3 protein-coding genes and 1 pseudogene are annotated in these 3,495 nt (G+C 69.4%); all 4 read left to right on the plus strand.

Annotation, left to right across the window (positions count from 1 at the left end; genetic code table 11):
* Nucleotides 1-1,005 (plus strand): type III secretion system outer membrane ring subunit SctC (gene sctC / locus G3N58_RS33525; RefSeq protein ID WP_206001335.1); only part of this gene is annotated, 1,005 nt, incomplete at its 5' end.
* A 41-nt stretch (nt 1,006-1,046) separates the two neighbouring features.
* Nucleotides 1,047-2,090: a HAMP domain-containing sensor histidine kinase gene (locus G3N58_RS33530; RefSeq protein ID WP_277397002.1), complete on the plus strand. Its 1,044-nt coding sequence runs from the start codon at nt 1,047-1,049 to the stop codon at nt 2,088-2,090.
* A 29-nt stretch (nt 2,091-2,119) separates the two neighbouring features.
* The gene (locus G3N58_RS33535) at nt 2,120-2,887 is read left to right on the plus strand and encodes a response regulator transcription factor (RefSeq protein ID WP_167044097.1); all 768 of its coding nucleotides are present in this window, start codon (nt 2,120-2,122) and stop codon (nt 2,885-2,887) included.
* A pseudogene (locus G3N58_RS33540) lies at nt 2,884-3,495 on the plus strand (hypothetical protein); the annotation flags it as partial. The gene G3N58_RS33535 and the pseudogene G3N58_RS33540, both read left to right, overlap by 4 nt.

A 3,495-nucleotide genomic window follows, 5' to 3' on the forward strand; every position in this document is an offset into this window, starting at 1 on the left:
GGCCTGACCGGGCAGCCGTCGCCGGCGCTCACGGCAGCGATCGGCGAGCCGCCGCAGGAAAGCAGCGGCAGCGTTGCCGGCGCCCGCGGCGACAGCGACGGCCAGCTGCCGGTGATCGTCGCCGACCAGCGCACCAACTCCGTCGTGGTCCGCGACACGCCCGATCGCATGTCGCAGTACGGCACGCTGATCGACCGCCTCGACGTGAAGCCGCAGCTGATCGAGATCGAGGCGCACATCATCGAGATCGACGACAACGCGCTGCAGCAGCTCGGCGTCGACTGGACGCTGCACAACAGCCATGTCGACATCCAGACCGGCTCCGGCACGCTGGCGCAGAACACCTACAACGGCGGCACGATCACGCAGAACTTCGGCACCACGACGCTGCCGGGCAACGTCGCCGCGCTGGCGTCGCCGGCCGGCGCCTCGGTCGCGGCGGTGCTCGGCGACGCGGGCCGCTATCTGATGGCGCGCATCTCGGCGCTGCAGCAGACCAGCGCCGCGAAGATCGACGCGAGCCCGAAGGTCGTCACGCTGAACAACATCGAAGCGGTGATGGACAACCAGACGCAGTTCTTCGTGCCGGTCACGGGCTACACCTCGGGCGACCTGTACAGCATCTCGGCGGGCGTGTCGCTGCGCGTGCTGCCGATGGTCGTCGACGAGGACGGGCGCACGCGCATCAAGCTCGACGTCGCGATCCAGGACGGCCAGGTGAATACGCAGCAGCTCGTCGGCAACCTGCCGACCGTCACGAACAGCACGATCGACACGCAGGCGTTCATCGACGAAGGGCAGGCGCTCCTGATCGCGGGCTATCGCGCCTACGACGACTCGACCGGCGTCACCGGCGTGCCGGGGCTCTCGAAGATCCCGCTGATCGGCGCGCTGTTCCGCACTCACACGCGGCAGAACAGCCATATGGAGCGGCTGTTCCTGCTGACGCCGCGCGTGATTTCTCCGGGCGCGCCAGACGCGGGCGACGAGCAGGGGCCCGCGTGACGAGCCCCGGGCGCGCGCACGAGGACGAGGACGCCGCGCGCCTGCGCGCGATGCTCGATGCGCTGCCGTGCGGCGTCGTCGCGCTCGACGCCGCGGGCGCGGTGCTCGATGCCAACGCGCGCGCGCTCGCGATGCTCGAGATGGCGCTGCCGCCGGGCGTCGATTTTGCGGTCGCGCTGGCCGAGCATTTCGGCTTCGACGACGTGCCGCTGCCGCGCGATCTGGAAGCGGGCCGCGAAGTGCGCGCCGGCGAGGCGACGCTGTGGCTGCAGGCGGGGGCACCGCTGCCTGGCGCGGGCGCCGTGATCGCGGTGACCGACGTGACGCCGTTCGCGCGCTCGCTCGACGAACGCGCGACGTCGCTGCGCTTCCTGCTGCACGACCTGCGCTCGCCGCTCAATTCGATCAGCGCGCTGACACAGCTCGACGCGAGCGATCCGGAAGCGTTCGAGCGCTGCGGCGGCATGCAGCGGATCACGCAGCTCGCGCGCTACGTGCTGTCGCTCGGCGAGCAGTTCATCTTTTCCTCGGTCACCGAGCATTTGCAGGCGCGCGACTTCCGCCGCTTCGACCTGCGCGCGACGCTGCGCCAGATGATTTCGCAGCTCGAAGTGACGGCAGTGTATTGCGGCGTGGCGCTGCATCTGTGGCTGCCCGACAATGCGCCCGTCTGGGTCAACGGGATGCGCAACTTCGTGGCCCGCGCGATCCAGAACGTGATCGACAACGCGGTGCGCGCTTCGCCGCGCGGCGAGGCCGTGACGGTGTCGCTGCGCCACGACGGTGGATTCGTCGAAGTGCTCGTCGACGATCACGCGGGCGGGCTGCCCGGGTTGCCCGAAGACGAGCGGCTGACCGATTTCGAGAAGTTCGGCAAGAAATCGGCCACGGGTTTCGGCCTCGGGCTGAAGCTCGCGGTGCAGATCGTCGCGGTGCATGGCGGCGCGCTGTACGCCGAACTGAACGGCCGGGGCGGCACGCTGTTCGTGCTGCGCCTGCCGTGCCTGAATCCCGCCGCGGCGCCGTCGTTGTCGACGTCGCTCGTCGACGCGGACCGGGCATTACGCGCGAACCGTGCCGTCTGACGGAAGCGCGGTCAATCTAAGGCTGGATCATGAAATCGCTTGCAGGAAAACCAATTCGCATTCTGTTCGTCGAGGACGACGTCGCGCATCACGCGCTCGTCAATGCCTGGCTGAAAAGCGAGGGCTATCACATCGACGCCTTCCACAACGGACTCGAGGCCCAGCAGTTCCTCGCCGACAACTGGGCCGATCTGGCGATCCTCGACTGGGATCTGCCGGGCGTCAATGGCGACCGGCTGCTGCACAAGATCCGCAGCCGCTCGCAATCGACGATGCCGGTGATCTTCCAGACCGTGCATTCGGCCGAGTCGGACATCGTCGAGATTCTCGACGCCGGCGCGGACGACTATCTCGTCAAGCCGTACGACCGGCAGGTGCTGCTCGCCCGCATGCGCGCGCTGCTGCGCCGCTTCGCGCCGATGAACGTCGACAGCCGCCGGATGTTCGTCGAGGACGCGGCGCTCGACCAGCCGGCACGCTCGCTCGTGGTCGGCGGCGTCGCGCACAAACTCGGCACCAAGGAGTTCGACATCCTCTGGCATCTGGCGCGGCACATGGGCGCCGTCGTGCTGCGGCAGGATCTGATGAGCGTGGTCTGGGGCTGGGACGCGGCGGTGCAGAGCCGCTCGGTCGACATGTACGTGAGCCGGCTGCGCGCGAGCCTGAAGGCGGCCGGCGTCGGCTGGAGCGTGCAGTCGGTCTACGCGACCGGCTACCGGCTGACGCTGAAACCCGAGGCCGAGGCGCCGCGCGCCGAGAATTCCTCCAATGACTCAACCGATGCGGAGGCCCGATGAGGCTGCCCTTGCCGTTCCGGCCGGTGCCGCGCCGGCCGCTCATCGCGTGCGCCGCAGCGGTACTGATCGCCGCGCTGCCGATGCCGCGCGCACACGCCGCGCCCGTCGTCTGGGCCAGCGATAACTTCGACTACGTCGCGACCGGCGGCAGCGTCGCCAGCGTGCTCGACGCGTTCGCATCGCTTCAGCATCTGCGCGTCGTCGTCGACGGCGAGGTGCCGGGCGCGGTCGACGGACGTTTCTCGATGGCGCCGGCAAGGTTTCTCGATACGCTTGGCCATACTTACGGTTTCGTCTGGTACTACAACGGCGTCGCGCTGCGCATCTCGCCGGCGAATGCGCAGCAGTCGGTCGCGCTGCGGCCGCACGCGCTGGCGCCCGACGCGCTCGTTACCGCGCTCACGCGCGGGGGGCTCACCGACGCGCATTTTCCGCTGTCGATCGACGCCGCCGCGCACACCGTCAACGTGACGGGGCCCGCGAGCTACGTCGAGCGCCTCGGCGCGGCGGCCGACCGCTTCGAGCGCGCCGCGAATACGCGCACGCCGACCTCGGTGCGGGTATTCCGGCTGACGCGCGCGAATGCCGCGGACGACGTGCGCGTCGTC

This window comes from Paraburkholderia sp. Ac-20342 (assembly GCF_017104985.1).
Lineage (GTDB): Bacteria > Pseudomonadota > Gammaproteobacteria > Burkholderiales > Burkholderiaceae > Paraburkholderia.

Excerpts from the sequence above, each read along its gene's own strand:
- G3N58_RS33535 (WP_167044097.1), top strand. The coding sequence starts at position 2,120 with ATGAAATCGCTTGCAGGAAAACCAATTCGCATTCTGTTCGTCGAGGAC.